General features: G+C 66.4%; 15 protein-coding genes. All 15 read left to right on the top strand.

The genetic code is table 11. The features are described 5' to 3' along the window. Positions 1-148 precede the first annotated feature (148 nt). The 15 genes from rpsB (at position 149) to M2299_RS14960 (ending at position 16,641) form a co-directional block, all read left to right on the top strand. Positions 149-952, top strand: coding sequence for a 30S ribosomal protein S2 (rpsB, locus tag M2299_RS15030; protein WP_025877657.1), 804 nt, complete (start codon positions 149-151; stop codon positions 950-952). Between the two features lie 125 nt (positions 953-1,077). Beyond that, on the top strand, positions 1,078-1,956 hold the full coding sequence (gene tsf / locus M2299_RS15025) for a translation elongation factor Ts (RefSeq protein WP_032975792.1): 879 nt from the start codon (positions 1,078-1,080) through the stop codon (positions 1,954-1,956). A gap of 269 nt (positions 1,957-2,225) precedes the next feature. After that, positions 2,226-3,764 (top strand): GGDEF domain-containing protein, encoded by a 1,539-nt coding sequence (locus M2299_RS15020; RefSeq protein WP_025877660.1) that lies wholly within the window; start codon positions 2,226-2,228, stop codon positions 3,762-3,764. 119 nt (positions 3,765-3,883) lie between these two features. Next, positions 3,884-4,612: a UMP kinase gene (gene pyrH / locus M2299_RS15015; protein WP_025877663.1), complete on the top strand. Its 729-nt coding sequence runs from the start codon at positions 3,884-3,886 to the stop codon at positions 4,610-4,612. 97 nt (positions 4,613-4,709) lie between these two features. Continuing rightward, entirely contained in the window at positions 4,710-5,264 is a 555-nt protein-coding gene (gene frr, locus M2299_RS15010) for a ribosome recycling factor (RefSeq protein WP_025877664.1), read from the top strand. 5 nt (positions 5,265-5,269) lie between these two features. Next, on the top strand, positions 5,270-6,037 hold the full coding sequence (gene uppS, locus M2299_RS15005; RefSeq protein ID WP_032975790.1) for a polyprenyl diphosphate synthase: 768 nt from the start codon (positions 5,270-5,272) through the stop codon (positions 6,035-6,037). Then, positions 6,034-6,870 carry a phosphatidate cytidylyltransferase gene (locus tag M2299_RS15000; RefSeq protein WP_025877667.1) on the top strand — a complete coding sequence of 279 codons (837 nt, stop codon included), beginning with the start codon at positions 6,034-6,036 and terminating at the stop codon, positions 6,868-6,870. The genes uppS and M2299_RS15000 overlap by 4 nt, the downstream gene beginning before the upstream one ends. Positions 6,871-6,872: 2 nt before the next feature. Then, positions 6,873-8,063, top strand: coding sequence for a 1-deoxy-D-xylulose-5-phosphate reductoisomerase (locus tag M2299_RS14995; RefSeq protein WP_099783381.1), 1,191 nt, complete (start codon positions 6,873-6,875; stop codon positions 8,061-8,063). Positions 8,064-8,118: 55 nt separating this feature from the next. Beyond that, positions 8,119-9,477 carry an RIP metalloprotease RseP gene (gene rseP / locus M2299_RS14990; protein ID WP_099783379.1) on the top strand — a complete coding sequence of 453 codons (1,359 nt, stop codon included), beginning with the start codon at positions 8,119-8,121 and terminating at the stop codon, positions 9,475-9,477. Positions 9,478-9,551: 74 nt separating this feature from the next. Continuing rightward, positions 9,552-11,915, top strand: coding sequence for an outer membrane protein assembly factor BamA (gene bamA / locus M2299_RS14985; protein ID WP_032975784.1), 2,364 nt, complete (start codon positions 9,552-9,554; stop codon positions 11,913-11,915). A gap of 516 nt (positions 11,916-12,431) precedes the next feature. Then, positions 12,432-13,454, top strand: a complete 1,023-nt coding sequence (gene lpxD / locus M2299_RS14980; RefSeq protein ID WP_025877673.1) for a UDP-3-O-(3-hydroxymyristoyl)glucosamine N-acyltransferase — start codon at positions 12,432-12,434, stop codon at positions 13,452-13,454. Beyond that, positions 13,451-13,906, top strand: coding sequence for a 3-hydroxyacyl-ACP dehydratase FabZ (gene fabZ, locus M2299_RS14975; RefSeq protein WP_025877675.1), 456 nt, complete (start codon positions 13,451-13,453; stop codon positions 13,904-13,906). Before lpxD ends, fabZ begins: the two co-directional genes overlap by 4 nt. A gap of 19 nt (positions 13,907-13,925) precedes the next feature. Next, entirely contained in the window at positions 13,926-14,717 is a 792-nt protein-coding gene (gene lpxA, locus M2299_RS14970; RefSeq protein WP_025877677.1) for an acyl-ACP--UDP-N-acetylglucosamine O-acyltransferase, read from the top strand. 53 nt (positions 14,718-14,770) lie between these two features. Further along, positions 14,771-15,973, top strand: coding sequence for a lipid-A-disaccharide synthase (gene lpxB / locus M2299_RS14965; RefSeq protein ID WP_223482669.1), 1,203 nt, complete (start codon positions 14,771-14,773; stop codon positions 15,971-15,973). Continuing rightward, the gene (locus M2299_RS14960; protein ID WP_032975781.1) at positions 15,970-16,641 is read left to right on the top strand and encodes a ribonuclease HII; all 672 of its coding nucleotides are present in this window, start codon (positions 15,970-15,972) and stop codon (positions 16,639-16,641) included. Before lpxB ends, M2299_RS14960 begins: the two co-directional genes overlap by 4 nt. Positions 16,642-16,723: the final 82 nt, after the last annotated feature.

Here is a 16,723-nt window from a genome sequence, read left to right as displayed (position 1 = left end):
GCTGCCCCCATCCGTGCCGGGGTGCTCCGCAAGGAGTTCGGCCACGGAGGCAACAGGGAAGCCCAACCCCGGAACCTTCAGCGCTTCCACGCGTCCCGCATACCTATCCCGCGGGCGGAATCGCCGGTTCCCCATCAGGAGTTCTGCAATGCCCCAGGTCACCATGCGTCAGATGCTGGAAGCCGGCGTCCACTTCGGCCACCAGACCCGCTACTGGAACCCGAAAATGGCTCCGTACATCTTCGGCGCCCGCGGCAAGATCCACATCATCAACCTGGAAAAGACCGTCCCGCTGTTCAACGACGCGATGAACTTCATCTCGTCGGTTGCCCAGAAGCGCGGCACCATCCTGTTCCTGGGCACCAAGCGCAGCGCGCGTGAGTCGATCCGCGAAGAAGCCGAGCGTTGCGGCATGCCGTTCATGAACCAGCGTTGGCTGGGCGGCACCCTGACCAACTTCCGTACCGTCAAGCAGTCGGTTGCCCGCCTGAAGGAACTGGAAGCCGGTGAATCCGACGGCACCTTCGAGAAGCTGGTCAAGCACGAAGTGCTGGGCCTGCGTCGCGAGCGCGACAAGCTGGAAGCCTCGCTGGGCGGCATCAAGGACATGAACCGTCTGCCGGACGCGATCTTCGTCATCGACATCGGCCACGAAGACATCGCCATCAAGGAAGCCAAGAAGCTCGGCATCCCGGTGATCGCCGTCGTCGATACCAACTACAACCCGGAGCTGGTGGATTACGCGATCCCGGGCAACGACGACGCCATCCGTGCCGTGCAGCTGTACGCACGCGCCGCTGCTGACGCTGTGCTGGAAGGCAAGGCTGCTGCACCGCACGCTGCCACCGTCCGTGAAGAAGAGTTCGCCGACGCTCCGGCCGAAGAAGGCAAGCCGGCTCGCCGCGCTCCGGCCAAGAAGGCTGCTGCCGACAAGGGCGAAGCCCAGGCCTGATCCAGGCCCCGGTGGGCGCCACGCGCCCACCTTTCCTGTCCGCTGCCGATGGCGCGACGACAGGAAACTGTCACACGGGCCGGCCACCATGCCGGCCCAACCCCTTTCTTTCGTGAGGTAATCCCGTGGAAATCACTGCTTCCCTGGTCAAGGAACTGCGCGAGCGCACTGGCGCCGGCATGATGGAATGCAAGAAGGCGCTCACCGAGGCCGGCGGCAACATCGACGCCGCTGCTGAAGCGCTGCGCAAGTCCGGCGCTGCCAAGGCCGACAAGAAGGCTGACCGCGTGGCCGCCGAAGGTCGTCTGGGCCTGGCCCAGGACGGCGGCAAGGCCGTGCTGGTCGAGATCAACTCGGAAACCGACTTCGTCGCCAACGACATCAACTTCAAGAACTTCGTCGATTCCGTCGCTGCCGCTGCACTGGCATCGGGCGCCGCCGACGTGGAAGCCCTGAAGTCGGCCACCCTGCCGACCGGCCAGACCGTCGAAGAAACCCGCGCGACCGCCGTGCAGACCCTGGGTGAGAACATCCAGATCCGTCGCCTGGTCAAGCTGGACACCACCGGCAACGTCGGTTCCTACGTCCACACCAACGGCAAGGTCGGCGTGCTGGTCGACCTGATCGGCGGCGACGCCGAACTGGCTCGCGGCCTGGCCATGCACGTGGCCGCGCTGAAGCCGCCGCACAACAAGGCTGCCGATGTGCCGGCCGAGTTCGTGGAAAAGGAAAAGGAAATCGAACTGGCCAAGATGTCCGAGAAGGACAAGTCCAAGCCGGCCGACATCCTGGAAAAGATCATCAGCGGCAAGATCAACAAGATCGTCAGCGAAGTGACCCTGTACGGCCAGAGCTACGTCCTGGACGGCGACAAGACCGTCGAGCAGGTGGTCAAGGCCGCCGGCGCCGACGTGGCGGGCTTCCAGCTGCTGGTCGTTGGCGAAGGCATCGAGAAGGTGGTGGAAGACTACGCCGCCGAAGTTGCCAAGGCGATGCAGGTCTGATTCCAGCCTCACGGCTGTAATGAAACCAGAAGGAGCCGCGGGAAACCGCGGCTCTTTTTTTATGCCGGTGGGCCTGTGGGTGCCCTTCACCTGTGGGTGGCCGAATCTGTGGGTGCGCACCGTTGGTGCGCACACCGACACCTTTGCGTTGCACGCGAATCAAGCCGATACTCGGCACAGGGAACCTGCAGTCACATAACAGGAACGAAATTCGCAGACTGTGATGCATTCCTAGGTATTCTTGTCCTAATGGAATTGAACGACCCGACATGCCTCCCGAGCTGACAGCTGCACTGGCGCTTTGCCGCAACCTCCCCTCGCCGCCCGGTATTGCCCTGCGCATCATCGAACTGGCCCAGGACCCGGAGGCGGACATCGCAACCGCTGCGGACATCATCGCCATCGACATGGCGCTGAGTGCGCGCATGCTGCGTATCGCCAATTCACCGCTGTATGCCAGCCGGCGCCGGATCGAAAACCTCGGCCAGGCGCTGACCATGCTCGGGCTCAACGCTACGATCAGCCTCGCCCTGGGCTTCACTGTCACCCAGGGCCTGACCGGCAAAGGCGGCGCCGACCACGACCTGCGCCAACGCGCCTGGAAGCGCAGCATCCTCAGCGCACTGGCCGCCAGCCAGCTCGGCCAGGCGCGCGGCCTGCGCAGGCTGGAGGAGCTGATGCTGGCCGGACTGCTGCAGGACATGGGCGTGCTGTGCCTGGCCCAGGCCGAATCCGAACGCTACCTGCCCTTGCTGCGGGAAGCGCGCGACAATCCCGACCTGATCGCGCGCGAGCGCCAGGAACTCGGCTGCAGCCACGCCGACGTCGGTGCATGGGTGGCCGAGGAGTGGGGCCTGCCGCGCTACCTGGTGGACAGCATCCGCCACAGCGAAGACGAAGGCACCGCCGAAAATCCGTTCCAGGCCTGCGTACAGCTGTCTGGTGCCGTCGCCGACATCTGGCTGGATGAAGACGCCGATGGCGCACGCGAACGCGCCCTGCAGCAGGTCCACGACCGCCTGCAGATGGACAGCGCCCGCTTCGACCAGGTGCTGGCGCGGATCAGCGAAGCGCTGCCGGACATCGCCAGCCTGTTCGAGAACGGCCTGAACTCGCCGGCACGCGTGCGTGAACTGATCGACCACGCCCAGGAACTGGCCACCCTGCGCAACCTGCGCGAACTGCAGGATGCCGACCAGGCCCGCCGCCGCGCCGATGAATTCGAGGCCCGCGCCAAGCGCCTGGCCGACCAGGCCCATCGCGACGCGTTGACCGGCGTCCTCAACCGCCGCCAGCTCGAAGCCGTGCTGGAACAGGAATTCCTGCGCGCCGGCCGCCATGGCTGGCCGTTGTCGGTGGCCTTCATCGACCTGGACGATTTCAAGAAGATCAACGATGCGCACGGCCACCTGACCGGCGACGAGGTGCTGCGCGCCTTTGCCGGCAAGCTGCAGGGGCAGCTGCGCAACAGCGACACCGTGGCCCGCTTCGGCGGCGAGGAGTTCGTCGCGCTGCTGCCCAATACCAGTGAGTCGGTGGCCCTGGACGTGATCCGCCGGGTACTGGCGAACATCGTCGCCACCCCGATGGCGGAACTGGAAGGTGGCCCGCTGTTCATCACCTTCTCGGCCGGCGTGGCCACCCAGGGCGGCTACGAGCGCTTTGCCGGCGTGCAGGACCTGCTGCGCGCCGCCGATGACGTGCTCTACCGCTCCAAGAACCTGGGGCGCAACCGGGTCATCGCACGCTCTCCCGGCGAACTGGGGCATGATGAACTGTCTGCCACCGCTGGCGCCGAGCTGGGCTGAATGGTGCGCCCCGGATGCACGGGGCACACCGGTATTTTGCGCCGCAGTGCACAAAACGCTTTGGCCGCGCGCCGCTTGCGCGTAGAATCGCCCGCGATTTCCACGCACCCGAGGTCCCCATGTCCAAGCTCGCCTATCGCCGCATCCTGTTGAAACTTTCCGGGGAGGCGCTGATGGGAGATGAGGACTACGGCATCGACCCCAAGATCATCAACCGCCTGGCCCGTGAAGTCGTCGAGGCCCAGCAGGCCGGCGCCGAAGTCGCCCTGGTCATCGGTGGTGGCAACATCTTCCGCGGTGCAGGCCTGGCCGCTGGCGGCATGGACCGCGTCACCGGCGACCAGATGGGCATGCTGGCCACGGTCATCAACGCGCTGGCCATGCAGGATGCGCTGGAAAAAGTGGGCGCAAAGGCCCGCGTGATGAGCGCGATCAAGATCAACGACGTGTGCGAGGACTACATCCGCCGCCGCGCCATCCGCCACCTGGAAAAGGGCCGCCTGGTGATCTTCGCCGCAGGCGTCGGCAGCCCGTTCTTCACCACCGACTCGGGCGCCGCCCTGCGCGCGATCGAGATCGGCGCCGACCTGCTGCTGAAGGCAACCAAGGTCGATGGCGTGTACGACAAGGATCCGAACAAGTACAGCGACGCTGTCCGCTTCGACAGCCTGAGCTACGACGAAGTGATCCGCCGTGGCCTGGAAGTGATGGATACCGCCGCCTTCGCCCTGGCCCGCGACAGCGACCTGCCGATGCGCGTGTTCGACATGGGCCAGCCGGGCGAGCTGCTGAAGATCCTGCACGGCGAGAACATCGGCACCCTCGTCCAGGGCCGCGATCCGGCCTGAGGCTGAGCGCAAGGCGACCTCCGGGCCGATTCAGGCCCGGCGGCGTCCCGTATTCGCCTATAATCGCCCGATTCCAGTTACATCCAGGACCCTGGCGATGCTCAACGACATCAAGAACAACGCGCAGACGCGCATGGCCAAGAGCATCGACGCTCTTAAGCACACCCTCACTTCGATCCGCACCGGCCGCGCAACGCCGGCCCTGCTGGACCGTGTCACGGTCAATGCTTACGGCAACGCCAGCACGCCGCTGAACCAGGTAGCGTCCGTCTCCAACGCCGACGCCCACTCCCTGCTGGTCACGCCCTTCGACAAGAGCATGATCAAGGAGATCGAAAAGGGCCTGTACAACATCGAGCTGACCCCGAACACCATCGGCACCTCGATCCGCGTCAACCTGCCGCCGCCGACCGAAGAGCGCCGCAAGGAACTGGCCAAGCAGGTACAGAAGGAAGGCGAAGGCGCCAAGATCGCCGTGCGCAACATCCGCCAGGATGCGAACAAGGAAATCGCCAAGCTGCTGAAGGACAAGGCGATCAGCGAAGACGACAAGAAGCGCGGCGAAGACGATATCCAGAAGTTGACCGATGCCAACATCAAGGATATCGACAAGGTCGTCGCCGACAAGGAAAAGGAACTGATGTCGGTCTGAAGTCGATGCCTTCAGTCCCGCCTCCCCTGCCGGCCGCCCTCCCGCGCCACGTCGCCATCATCATGGATGGCAACGGGCGTTGGGCACAGCAGCGCCGTCGCCCCCGCGTGATCGGCCATCGAGCCGGCGCGCGTGCGGTAAACCGCACCATCGAGCGCTGCCTGGAACTGGGCATTCCGGCGCTGACCCTGTTCGCGTTCTCCAGCGAGAACTGGGGCCGGCCGCAGGAAGAAGTCGATGCGTTGATGAAGCTGTTCCTCGGCGCGCTCGACCGCGAAGTGGACGAGCTGCATCGGCGCGGCGTGCGCGTGCGCTTCATCGGCGAACGCGAGCGCTTCGGTGCTGCCCTGGTCAGCCGCATGCAGCTGGCCGAACAGCGCACCGCCGACAACAGCACACTGACCCTGTCGATCGCCGCCAGCTATGGTGGCCGTCAGGACATCGCCCGTGCCGCACGCGCACTGGCTGTTGAAGTTGCAGCCGGCCGCCTGCTTCCCGAGCAGATCGACGAATCCCTGCTGGGGCGACAGGTGGCCCTGGCCGACCTGCCGCCACCGGACCTGTTCATCCGCACCGGCGGCGATACCCGCATCAGCAATTTCCTGCTGTGGCAGCTGGCGTATACCGAGCTGTGGTTCACCGAAGCGCTGTGGCCGGATTTCGATGCCGCGCAGCTGCAGCTGGCGCTGGATGCCTACGCCAGCCGTGAGCGCCGCTTCGGCCTGACCAGCGCCCAGATCGCCGCCCTGGCCACCGAGACGTCCAGCCCATGACCAAGACCCGAGTCCTCGCCGCGCTGATCATGGCGCCGGTCGCCATTGCCGCGATCCTGTTGCTGCCCACGCAATGGCTGGCCGCCGCCGCCGCTGCCGTGCTGCTGATCGGCCTGTGGGAATGGCTGAAGCTGGCCGACGTCGAAGACACCCTCGCCCGCACCGTGCTGCTGGTCCTCAACCTGGTGCTGATGGTGCTGCTGGTGTGGGCCGATGCCGGCACCCTGGTGCTGTTCCAGATCGCGACCCTGGTGGGCGTGGCGTGGTGGCTGGGCGCGCTGGTGTGGCTGCGCTTCTTCAACTTCGGCGCGCAGCCTGGCAGTCCGGCGCGCATCCTCAAGCTGCTGGCCGGCACCCTGGCCATCGTGCCGGCGTGGGCTGCGCTGGTGCTGATCCATGCCGGCGGCGACCCGCCCGGCCATCAGGGCCACCTGTGGCTGCTGGCCGCGCTGGCACTGGTCTGGGCCGCTGATTCGGGCGCCTACTTCGCTGGCCGTCACTTCGGCAAGCACAAGCTGGCACCGCGGATCAGCCCTAACAAGACCTGGGAAGGCCTCGTCGGCGGGCTGATCGCCGGCGTTGCGGTGGCCGTCGGCCTGGGCTGGCTGGCCGGCATCGATGCCGCGCACCTGCCCGGCCTGCTGGTTACCTCGGTGGTGGCCGTATTCGCCTCGGTACTGGGCGACCTGTTCGAAAGCCTGATCAAGCGCCATGCCGGCGCCAAGGATTCAGGCCACCTGATCCCCGGCCACGGCGGCGTGCTCGACCGCGTCGACGGCGTGCTGGCGGCCATCCCGGTGTTCGCACTGGGCAAGGAAATCTTCGGGTTCTGACCATGGAAGCTGCTGCAGACCTGCGCCGGGTCGCCGTATTCGGCGCCACCGGCTCGATTGGTGCCTCCACGCTTGACGTGATCGCCCGCCATCCGCTGCGGTACCAGGCCACCGTGCTTGCCGCCGGCCGCCAGGTACAGGCACTGCTGGCCCTGTGCCGGCAGCACCGGCCCGCGCATGCGGTGATCGCCGATGAAACCCTGTATGCCGAACTGCGCGACGGCCTGCGCGAAGCCGGCCTGGCCACCCAGGCCCATGCCGGCCATGCCGCGCTGGACCAGCTGGCGGCCAGCGACGCCTGCGACACCGTGGTTGCCGCGATCGTCGGCGCCGCCGGCCTGTCCTCGACCCTGGCCGCCGCTGCGGCCGGCAAGCGCATCCTGCTGGCCAACAAGGAATCGCTGGTACTGGCCGGCGAACTGCTGACCCGTACCGCCGAACGTGCCGGCGCCGAGATCATCCCGATCGACAGCGAGCACAGCGCGATCTTCCAGTGCCTGCGCTCACGTGATGCCAGCCTCGACGGTGCCGGCGTGCGCCGCATCCTGCTGACCGCCTCGGGTGGCCCATTCCGCGGGCGCAGCCGCGCCGAACTGCAGCAGGTCACCCCGGCCCAGGCCGTGGCGCATCCGAAGTGGTCGATGGGGCCGAAGATCTCGGTCGATTCGGCGACGTTGATGAACAAAGGCCTGGAGGTCATCGAGGCCCACCACCTGTTCGGCGTCCCCGGCGAACGCATCGAGGTGCTGGTGCATCCGCAGAGCCTGGTGCATTCGCTGGTGGAGTTCGTTGACGGCTCCACGCTGGCGCAGATGGGCCTGCCGGACATGCGCACCACCCTGGCCGTAGGCCTGGGCTGGCCGCAACGGATCGAATCGGGCGTGTCCGGGCTGGACCTGCTCGCCCAGGGCCGGCTGGATTTCGAGGCTCCCGATACCGACGCCTTCCCCTGCCTGGCCTTGGCGTGGCAAGCGATGCGCGCCGGTGGCACCGCTCCGGCGGTGCTGAACGCCGCCAACGAAGAGGCTGTTTCAGCGTTTCTTCAGGGCCGCATAGGCTTCCTGACCATTCCGACGCTGGTTGCTAACGCTCTTTCAACACTGCCGACCGAACCAGCCGATACACTTGAGGTTCTGTTGTCCGCCGACCAGCGGGCCCGCCAGCTGACCCTGAACGCCATCGCCGCCACCTGAACAGCGCACCCATCCCGTATGACGCCGCCGCCCGTGTCCGCCAATGTGAACCTGCATGACTGACTTCATCGGATCGGTCTGGTGGATGATCGTCAGCCTTGGGCTGCTGGTCACCTTCCACGAATTCGGGCATTACTGGGTCGGGCGGCTGTGCGGGGTCAAGGTGCTGCGCTTCTCGGTGGGCTTCGGCCGTCCGCTGTGGTCGCGCCGCGACCGCCATGGCACCGAGTTCGCCATTGCCGCCATCCCGCTGGGCGGCTATGTGAAATTCCTCGACGAACGCGAAGTCGAGGTCCATCCGCACGAGCGCGGCCAGGCCTTCAACCACAAGACCGTGTGGCAGCGCATCGCCATCGTCGCGGCCGGCCCGATCGCCAACCTGCTGCTGTGCATCCTGCTGCTGTGGGCGATGTTCGTGATCGGCAAGCAGGACTATTCCCCAACCGTCGGCCGCGCTACCGGTATGGCCGCCACGGCCGGGCTCGGCAGCGGCGACCGCCTGCTGCGCGTGGACGGCCGCGATGTGATCACCCTGGGTGAGGCCAGCATGGCCCTGACCGCGGCGGCGATGGATCGTCGCGACGTGACCCTGCAGGTTCTCGACCCAGCAGACCAGCTGCGCTCGCGCACCCTGCCGCTGTCGCAGCTGCCGGCTGGTTTCGATGAACGCCGGGTTCCGATCCTGGCCGGGGTGTACTGGCGTGCGTGGCTGCAGCCACCGCTGGTGGACAACATCGTGAAGGGTTCGGCTGCAGAGGGTCACCTGCAGGCCGGCGATCTGATCGTGGCGATCGACGGCCAGCGCATCGACAGCGTCGAGCAGGCCATCAGCGAAGTGGGCAGCCTCGGCCGTCGCGGTGGCCCGGCGATGATCGAGGTGCTGCGTGGTGGCGAGCGCCTGGCGCTGGAGATCACCCCGCGCCAGGGCAAGGACGGCAAGGGCCAGCCCATCTGGCAGATCGGCGCCGGCTTTGCCCAGAGCTACAGCCCCGCCTACGACACCCTGCTCAAGTTCGGCCCGCTGCAGTCGGTCACGGTCGCGGTGCGCGAAACCGGCAGGATGGCCGCCGATTCATTGGCCATGATGGGCCGGATCGTGACCGGCAAAGCCTCGCTGCAGAACGTTTCCGGCCCGGTCACCATTGCCCGGGTCGCCAATATTTCGGCCAAACGTGGCGTGGACTGGTTCATCCAGTTCCTCGCCCTGCTGTCGCTGAGCCTGTGCATCATCAACCTGCTGCCGATCCCCATCTTGGACGGCGGCCACCTGCTGTATTACCTTATCGAGTTGGTCAAGGGCAGCCCGCTGAGCGAGCGTGCCGTCGCCGCCGGCCAATACATCGGCCTGGCGTTGCTGGCCGGGCTGATGGGATTGGCGTTCTACAACGACATCCTCGGCCTGGTCCCGCGATGAACTTTTCCATGTTTTTGCCGTCTACAGCGTCGGCATCCCTTACCAATGAAATCGACCTTCCTACCGGACGTGACATGACGCGACTCCCCAATCGCCGCCTGCTGGCCCTCGCCCTCGCCGCCGTCACCGGCGCTCCCGCCCTGGCCCAGGCAGCCGAGCCCTTCACTGTCAGCGACATCCGCGTCGACGGCCTGCAGCGCATCAGCTCCGGTACGGTGTTCACCTACCTGCCGGTCGAGCGTGGCGAGACGGTCACCGACAGCAAGGTCGGCGAGACCATCCGCGCCCTGTACAAGACCGGCTTCTTCGAAGACGTGCAGCTGGATCGCCAGGGCAGCATCCTGGTGGTGACCGTCAAGGAACGTCCGGCGATCAACAAGCTGACCGTCACCGGCAACAAGGACATCAAGTCCGACCAGCTGCTCAAGGGTCTGTCCGACATCGGCCTGACCGAAGGCGGCACCTTCGATCGCCTGAGCCTGGATCGCGTGACCCAGGAACTTCGCCGCCAGTACAACGATCGTGGCAAATACACCGTCGACATCACCCCGACCGTGAGCCCGCTGGACCGTAATCGCGTCGACATCGCCATCGCGATCAAGGAAGGCAAGGCGGCCAAGATCCGCCACGTCAACATCGTCGGCACCGAGAAGTACGACAGCAAGGACATCCTGGAATACTGGGAGTCCAAGGAGCACAACTGGGCGTCGTGGTACCGCCGTGACGACCAGTACTCCAAGGAAAAGCTGTCCGGCGACCTGGAGAAGCTCAACTCCTGGTACCTGGACCGCGGCTATGTCGACTTCAGCATCGACTCGACGCAGGTGTCGATCAGCCCCGACAAGCGCGACATGTTCATCACCGCCGGCGTGACCGAAGGCGACCAGTACAAGATCTCCGAGATCAAGGTCAGCGGCGATACGATCCTGCCGCAGGAAGACGTCGAGCGCATGGTCGTGCAGAAGTCCGGCGACACGTTCTCGCGTGCCCTGCTGGAATTCAGCTCCGACTCGATCACCAACTCGCTGTCCAACATCGGTTATGCCTTCGCCAAGGTGAACCCGATTCCGACCACCAACCGCGCCGAGCAGACCGTGGCGGTCAACATGCAGGTCGTGCCCGGCCCGCGCGTGACGGTCCGCCGCATCATCTTCAAGGGCAATACCCGCACCTCCGACGAGGTGATGCGCCGCGAAATGCGCCAGTTCGAGAACAGCTGGTACTCGCAGGCCGCGATCGACCGTTCCAAGATCCGCCTGCAGCGCCTGGGTTACTTCGAGGCGGTGGAAGTGGAAACCCCGCCCGTCAGCGGCAGCAACGACCAGGTCGACGTCGTCTACAACGTCAAGGAAACCACCTCGGGCAGCTTCGTGTTCGGCCTGGGCTATTCGCAGTCCTACGGCATGACCACCTCGGTGCAGCTGTCGCAGAACAACTTCCTGGGCGGCGGCAACCGCGTGTCGGTCGAAGCTTCGCGTAGCAGCTACCTGCAGCGCTACGGCTTCAGCTACACCAACCCGTACTTCACCGATGACGGCGTCTCGCTGGGTTACAACCTGTCCTGGCGCGAACTGGACTACTCCGACTTCAACACCGCGCAGTACAACAGCACCAACGGTTCGGCGCAGGTGGTATTCGGCGTGCCGATCACCGAGACCGACACCGTCTCGCTGATGTTCGGCATCGACAGCAACCAGATCACCACGTACGCGGGCTCGACCCCGAAGTCGATCATCGATTACATCGATGCCGTCGGCAGCCGCACCTTCCATGCGTGGCGCACCGAGCTGGGTTGGGCCCGCGACTCGCGCAACGACTACTTCATGCCGACCCGCGGTACCTACCAGCGCGTGGGCCTGGAAACCACCCTGCCGGGTTCGACCATCGAGTACTACAAGCTGAACTACCAGATCAGCAAGTACTGGCCGATCATCCCCTCGCTGGTGATCAACACCCGCGCCGAAATCGGCTACGGCGATGCCTACGGCAACGACAAGACCCGCGTGATCGACAACGGCGACGGCACCACCCGCACCGTCACCGCGTCGGGCCTGCCGTTCTACGAGAACTTCTACGCCGGTGGTACCAACTCGGTTCGTGGCTTCGAGGACAACACCCTCGGCCCGCGCGAAGTCACCAACGGCTATCCGAACGGCCAGCCGCTGGGTGGTTCGCTGAAGACCGTCGGTTCGGTCGAAGCCTACTTCCCGCGCCTGTTCGACAGCCCGTCGGCCCGTGTGTCGGCCTTCGTCGACTTCGGCAACGTCTACAACGGCACCGACAACTTCAAGGCCAACGAGCTGCGCGTCTCCACTGGTGTAGCCCTGCTGTGGCGCGCCCCGGTCGGCCCGATCTCGATCAGCTATGCGTTCCCGCTGAAGAAGAAGGACGGCGACGAGATCGAACGTCTGCAATTTACGTTTGGTGGCCAGTTCTAACTGGCCCCCAAACGTTCCCACGGTTTGCGATGCAAACCGCGGGGCCTATCCTGCTCCCTATGCCCCGCGCCGCTACGCATGCCATCCATGGCATGCGCCCTTCGGGCCGTTGCATAGCAACGTTGGGAATCGCTCCTGCGATTCCCAGCGGCGCGCCCCCCTTAACAAAGGGCGGCTCTCCACCAGACGGGGTACGAATCGCCGGGCTCTGCCCGGCGTTTTTGTTTTCGGGCGCCCGCGCGGGCGCGGCAGCCGAACTGCTTTTGATTTTTTCTGTTTTTCCGTGGCTGGCACTCGCGCCAGACCGTCGAAGGGCGGATGGGTGGGGCCCGCGAGGGTGTGAGCCGCATGGATGCGGCGACCAAGGCTACAGGGACGTACTTGCGCCGTCCCTCGCGGGCCCCACCCGTCCGACCCGGCCCTCGGGCCTCACTCTGCCAGCCACGAGGGGCCCCGCCGTTGGCCGCAGAACCGCTCCCGCATGACCGCAATGGCGTCACACGTTAAACTCCCGCCGTGAATACTCCTACCTACACCGCCCAGCAACTCGCCGATCAGTTCGGCCTGCAGGTCCATGGCGACCCAGGCACCGCCATCCATGGCGTGGCCACCCTCGCCCATGCCGGTGCCGGCCAGCTGACCTTCCTTGCCAATCCGCGCTACCGCGCCCAGCTGGCCGACAGCCAGGCCGGCATCGTAGTGCTGCGCGCCGAGGATGCCGACGCGGCTCCCGGCACCGCGCTGGTTGCCAAGGACCCTTACACCACCTTTGCCAAGATCGGCGCGCTGTTCGACATCGCCCCGACCCGCCCGCCGGGCATCCATCCCAGCGCAGTGATCGATCCGCAGGCGCAGGTCGCCGCCAGCGCCCACGTCGGTCCGTTCGTCACCATCGGCGCACGCAGCGTCATCGGCGAGAACTGCATCATCGGCGCCGGCAGCATCATCGGCGAAGACTGCACCCTCGACAGCGGCTGTGAACTGATCGCCCGCGTCACCCTGGTCACCCGCGTCAAGCTGGGCAAGCGCGTGCGCATCCATCCCGGCGCCGTGCTGGGCGCCGATGGCTTCGGCCTGGCCATGGACGCTGGCAAATGGATCAAGGTGCCGCAGCTTGGCGGCGTGCGCATCGGCGACGACTGCGAGATCGGCGCCAACACCTGTGTCGACCGTGGCGCGCTGGAAGACACCGTGCTGGCCGAGGACGTCCGCCTGGACAACCTGGTGCAGATCGCACACAACGTGCAGATCGGCGCCCACTCGGCCATCGCAGGCTGCACCGGCATTGCCGGCAGCGCCAAGATCGGCCGTTACTGCCTGCTCGGCGGCGCCGTTGGCGTCGTCGGTCATCTTGAAATCTGCGACAAGGTCGTGATCACCGGCAAATCGGTGGTCCGCAACTCCATCACCGAGCCGGGCGAGTATTCCTCCGGCACGCCCCTGACCGACAACCGCACGTGGCGCAAGAATGCCGCGCGCTTCAAGCAGCTCGATGCACTGGCCCGTCGCATCCTGTCTGTGAGCAAGGAGAAAGAATGAGCCACACCCAGACCCTGCCGGACATGGCGCAGATCCAGACGCTGCTTCCGCACCGCTACCCGTTCCTGCTGGTGGACAAGGTGGTGTCGATCGACTACGAGAAGCGCACGATCGTCGCGACCAAGAACGTCAGCATCAACGAGCCGTTCTTCCAGGGCCACTTCCCGGGCCAGCCGATCATGCCCGGCGTACTGATCATCGAAGCCATGGCCCAGGCCGGCGGCGTGCTGACCCAGTTGACGCTGGGCCGCGATGCGCAGTCCAAGCTGTTCTACATGGTCAAGGTCGACAAGGCCCGCTTCACCAAGCAGGTGGTGCCCGGTGACGTGCTGGAGATGCACGTGGAGATCAAGCGCGTGATCCGCAACATGGCCGTGTACGACTGTGTGGCCAAGGTCGACGGCGAAGTCGTCGCCTGCGCCGAGGTGCTGTGCGCCGGCACCCGCGAATGACCCTGGCTGGAGGTCCGAGATGAGCGACAACGCCCCCCTGATCCACCCCACTGCCGTGATCGATCCGTCGGCGCGCCTGGCCGACGATGTCCGCGTGGGCGCGTTCACGATCATCGGGCCGGACGTCGAGATCGGTGCCGGCACCGAGGTCGGTCCGCACTGCAGCATCCATGGCCCGACCCGGATCGGCCGCGACAACCGTTTCATCGGCCATGTCGCGGTCGGCGGCGAACCGCAGGACAAGAAGTACGGCGGTGAACGCACCGAACTGGTGATCGGCGACCGCAACGTGTTCCGCGAGTTCGTCACCCTCAACCGTGGCACTGGCGGCGGCGGTGGCATCACCACCATCGGCGATGACAACTGGATGCTGGCCTACACGCACGTGGCCCACGATTGCCACGTCGGCAACTTCTGCGTGTTCTCCAACAACACCACGCTGGCCGGGCACGTGACCGTGGGTGACTACGTGATCATCAGCGGCTTCGCCGGTGCGCACCAGTTCTGCCGCATCGGTGCCCATGCCTTCCTCGGCATGGGCGCGCTGACCAATGGCGACGTGCCCCCGTTCACCATGGTCGGCACCGACTCGCTGGGCCGCCCGCGCGGCATCAACAGCGAGGGCCTGAAGCGTCGCGGCTTCGATCCCGAACGCATCACCGCCATCAAGCGTGCCTACCGCACGCTGTACGTGGCGGGCCTGCCGCTGGCCGAAGCCAAGGCACAGCTGGCCGAGCAGGCGCGCGACAGTGACGACGTCAAGTCGATGCTGGACTTCATCGAGCACACCGAGAGGCACCTGCTGCGATGAGCAGCGCGACCGGCCAGGCGCCGGCCGGCGCCGAGGTGATTTCGCTGGCCTCGATGGCCGGCAGCGTGCCTGCACACCGGGTGCTCAGCGAGCGCCCGTTGCGGATCGCCCTGGTCGCCGGTGAAGCCTCCGGCGACCTGCTCGGCGCAGGACTGGTGCGCGAACTGAAGGCCCGCTTCCCGCATGCCGAATTCGCCGGCATCGGCGGCGATGCCATGCGCAGCGCCGGCTGCCAGACCTGGCACGATGCCAGCGAACTGGCGGTGATGGGCCTGACAGAAGTCCTGCGTCATCTGCCGCGGCTGCTCAAGCTGCGTTCGGCCTTCCGCCAGCGTGCGCTGGAGTGGCAACCGGATGTGTTCATCGGCATCGACGCTCCGGACTTCAATCTGGGCATCGAACGCTGGCTGAAACAGCGTGGCGTGCGCACCGTGCACTACGTCAGCCCTTCGGTGTGGGCATGGCGCGAGAAGCGTGCCGAGAAGATCGGCAGCAGCGCCGACCTGGTGCTGTGCCTGTTCCCGATGGAACCGCCGATCTACGCCAAGCACGGCATCGACGCGCGCTTCGTCGGCCATCCGATGGCCGATGACATCCCGCTGCACGTCGACCGGGAAGCGGCCCGGATCGAGCTCGGCCTGCCCGCCTCGGCCAAGGTGCTGGCCGTGCTTCCCGGCAGCCGCCTGGGCGAGATATCCAAGCTCGGCGAAGCCTTCTTCGAGGCCGCCTGGCAGGTATCCGAGCGCATTCCCGGCCTGCACGTGGTGGTGCCGGCGGCCAATGCGGCCTGCCGGCGCCTGATCGAAGAGCAGCTGTCACGCTCGGCGCTGCCGGTGGCCTATTCGCATGTACTGGACGGCCAGGCACGCAATGCGATGATCGCCGCCGACGTGGTGGTGCTGGCCTCCGGTACCGCCACCCTGGAGGCGATGCTGGTGAAGCGCCCGATGGTGGTCGGCTACCGGGTCAACGAACTGACGTACCGCCTGGTGAAGGCGCTGGGGTTGATCAAGGTCGACCGCTTCGCCCTGCCCAACATCCTGGCCGGCCAGGACCTGGCGCCAGAGCTGATGCAGCACGACTGCACGCCGGAAAAACTGGCCGCCGCCATCCAGCAGTGGTTCGACCATCCGCAGCGGATCGCCGACCTGCAGGGCACCTACGCGCGCCTGCATGAACGACTGCGCCGCAATGCATCGGCGCGCGCAGCCGATGCCGTTGGCGAGCTGCTGGTCCGCGGCCAGGAAAAGGCATGAGCCGCCGCCACGCCGCAGCCGCCAGCCTGGCCTTGTTCGATGGTGCCGCGGTGATCGACCCCGGCCACCGCATCGCCGGTGTCGACGAAGCCGGACGCGGACCGCTGGCCGGCCCCGTCGCGGTGGCAGCGGTGGTGTTCGACCCGCAGCGGCCACGACTGAACGGCCTGGATGATTCCAAGCAGCTGACCGCGGCCCGCCGCGAGCAGCTGCATGACCGCATCCTCGACCGCGCCCTGGCCTGGCACGTGGTGCTGGTGGACGTGGAAGCCATCGATCGCCTGAACATCTATCAGGCCACCCTGCAGGGCATGCGCGATGTGGTCGCGGCGGTGGCCCACGTGGCCGGCTTCGCCCGCATCGACGGCAACGTGGTACCCAAGGGGCTGGTGCTGCCGGCGCAGGCGCTGGTCGGCGGCGATGGCATCGACCGCGCGATCATGGCGGCCTCGATCCTGGCCAAGGTCTCGCGCGACCGCTACATGCTGGACCTGCACGCACGCCACCCGCAGTACGGCTTCGACCAGCACAAGGGCTACGGCACCCCGGCGCATCTGGCCGCCCTGCGTGAACACGGCCCATGCGCGGAGCACCGGCGCAGCTTCGCCCCGGTGCGCGAGTGCCTGGAGGCGCCGCCGGCTGGGGCGGCCGCCATCGCGATCGCCTGAACGTTCGCCGGGCATGGCCCTGCGCTACCACGGCAACATGAACGCCCCCGGTAGCGCCGTGCCATGCCCGGCGGCATTGGCG

Origin of the sequence: Stenotrophomonas sp. 1278 (genome assembly GCF_029892765.1) — a bacterium.
GTDB classification, from domain to species: domain Bacteria; phylum Pseudomonadota; class Gammaproteobacteria; order Xanthomonadales; family Xanthomonadaceae; genus Stenotrophomonas; species Stenotrophomonas indicatrix.
The sequence above is the reverse complement of the archived record's forward strand: the minus strand, read 5'-3'. Positions and strand labels throughout refer to the sequence as shown.

Coding starts and splice junctions, on each gene's coding strand:
- rpsB (WP_025877657.1), top strand. CDS start 149: ATGCCCCAGGTCACCATGCGTCAGATGCTGGAAGCCGGCGTCCACTTC.
- M2299_RS15020 (WP_025877660.1), top strand. CDS start 2,226: ATGCCTCCCGAGCTGACAGCTGCACTGGCGCTTTGCCGCAACCTCCCC.
- pyrH (WP_025877663.1), top strand. CDS start 3,884: ATGTCCAAGCTCGCCTATCGCCGCATCCTGTTGAAACTTTCCGGGGAG.
- frr (WP_025877664.1), top strand. CDS start 4,710: ATGCTCAACGACATCAAGAACAACGCGCAGACGCGCATGGCCAAGAGC.
- uppS (WP_032975790.1), top strand. CDS start 5,270: ATGCCTTCAGTCCCGCCTCCCCTGCCGGCCGCCCTCCCGCGCCACGTC.
- M2299_RS15000 (WP_025877667.1), top strand. CDS start 6,034: ATGACCAAGACCCGAGTCCTCGCCGCGCTGATCATGGCGCCGGTCGCC.
- M2299_RS14995 (WP_099783381.1), top strand. CDS start 6,873: ATGGAAGCTGCTGCAGACCTGCGCCGGGTCGCCGTATTCGGCGCCACC.
- rseP (WP_099783379.1), top strand. CDS start 8,119: ATGACTGACTTCATCGGATCGGTCTGGTGGATGATCGTCAGCCTTGGG.
- bamA (WP_032975784.1), top strand. CDS start 9,552: ATGACGCGACTCCCCAATCGCCGCCTGCTGGCCCTCGCCCTCGCCGCC.
- fabZ (WP_025877675.1), top strand. CDS start 13,451: ATGAGCCACACCCAGACCCTGCCGGACATGGCGCAGATCCAGACGCTG.
- lpxA (WP_025877677.1), top strand. CDS start 13,926: ATGAGCGACAACGCCCCCCTGATCCACCCCACTGCCGTGATCGATCCG.
- lpxB (WP_223482669.1), top strand. CDS start 14,771: ATGGCCGGCAGCGTGCCTGCACACCGGGTGCTCAGCGAGCGCCCGTTG.
- M2299_RS14960 (WP_032975781.1), top strand. CDS start 15,970: ATGAGCCGCCGCCACGCCGCAGCCGCCAGCCTGGCCTTGTTCGATGGT.